The sequence below is a fragment of the Streptomyces sp. NBRC 110611 genome (genome assembly GCF_001590865.1).
Taxonomy (GTDB): Bacteria; Actinomycetota; Actinomycetes; order Streptomycetales; family Streptomycetaceae; genus Streptomyces.
The window spans coordinates 1-1,526 of sequence record NZ_BBUY01000078.1 but is presented as its reverse complement, the minus strand read 5'-3'; the positions used below and the strand labels follow the sequence as shown (position 1 = coordinate 1,526).

Annotated in this window: 1 protein-coding gene; it reads left to right on the top strand. The window is 72.9% G+C overall.

Annotated features, from left to right (window positions below):
* Positions 1 to 56: 56 nt before the first annotated feature.
* Positions 57 to 1,526: polyketide synthase dehydratase domain-containing protein (locus AZE13_RS33405; protein WP_258528202.1), on the top strand; the 1,470-nt coding region annotated here is incomplete at its 3' end.

The window sequence follows — 1,526 nt, the reverse complement described above, 5'->3', positions numbered from 1 at the left end:
AGGAGTTCGGCGCGGTGCTGGCACGGCTTGCGTTCGCCGCACCGACGATCCCCGTCGTGTCGAACCTGACGGGCCGCCTCGTCGAGCCCGGACAGCTCGCCCACGCCGACTACTGGGTCCGGCACGTCCGCGAGGCAGTGCGCTTCGCGGACGGAATAGGGGCGCTGCGGACGGAAGGCGTGACACGCTTCCTCGAACTCGGCCCGGACGGAGTGCTGTCCGCGATGGCCCGGGAGTCGGCCCCCGATGACGCCGTGCTCGCTCCCGTACTGCGCAAGGACCGGCCCGAGGAGATGTCGCTGCTGGGCGCCCTGGCGCAGCTGTACGTCCGGGGCGCGAGCGTGGACTGGACGGCGCTGTTCGCCGGTACGGGTGCGCGGTGGGTGGATCTGCCGACGTACGCGTTCCAGCATGAGCGGTTCTGGCCGTCGGGTGGGGTGGCGCGTGCGGGCGATGTGCGGTCTGCGGGTCTGGGTTCGGCGGGGCATCCGTTGCTGGGTGCGGCGGTGGAACTGGCGGGCTCGGGTGGTTTGTTGTTCACCGGTCGGTTGTCGGTGTCCTCGCATCCGTGGCTGGCGGATCATGTGGTGCTGGGGTCGGTGCTGGTGCCTGGTACGGCGCTGGTGGAACTGGTGCTGCGGGCGGCCGACGAGGTCGGCTGCGACCTGTTGGAGGAGCTGACGCTCGCCGCGCCGCTGGTGCTGCCCGCGTCGGGCAGCGGTGTGCAGGTGCAGGTGTGGCTGGGGGAACCGGACGGTTCGGGCCGCCGCGCGGCATCGGTGCATGCGCGGGAAGGCGAAGGCCCGTGGACGCTGCACGCCAGCGGTGCGGTGACCACGGGGGCCGCAGCGCCCTCCTTCGACGCCGTCACCTGGCCTCCGAAGGGCGCGGAGCCCGTGGACGTGGCGGACTGCTACGACGAACTCGCCGACGCCGGGCTCACGTACGGCCCGGCCTTCCAGGGCCTGCGGGCGGCCTGGAAGCTCGGTGAGGACATCTACGCCGAGGTCCGCCTTCCCGAGGGCACGGACGGCGATGCCTACGGCCTGCACCCCGCACTCTTCGACGCCGCCTTGCACGCGGCGGTACTGGCCGACGGGGAAGCGGGCGGCGGCGTCCCCTTCTCCTGGACGGGAGTGACCCTGCATGCCTCCGGAGCCTCGCACCTCCGCGTCCGCCTCCGCGGCGCGGGCAACGGGATGTCGATCGCGGCCGCGGACTCCTCCGGTGCACCGGTCGCCTGCGTGGAGTCGCTGGTGGTACGTCCGCTCTCGGCCGGACAGGTGCCGGCTGCCGACCGTGACGCGCTCTACAAGGTCGACTGGGTCCCCGTCCCAGTCACGGACGAGCGCGTGGAGCTGGGCACCGGTCCGGCGGGCGAGCCGTTGCGGACGTACCCGGAACTGGAGTCCCTGACGGGGCCGGCCGTGCCCGGGACCGTCCTGGTCGCGCCGCCCGCCGGCAGCGCCGGAACGGTGGAGTCCGTACATGCCGCGGCAGCTGGGGCGTTGGAGATGGTGCAGTCG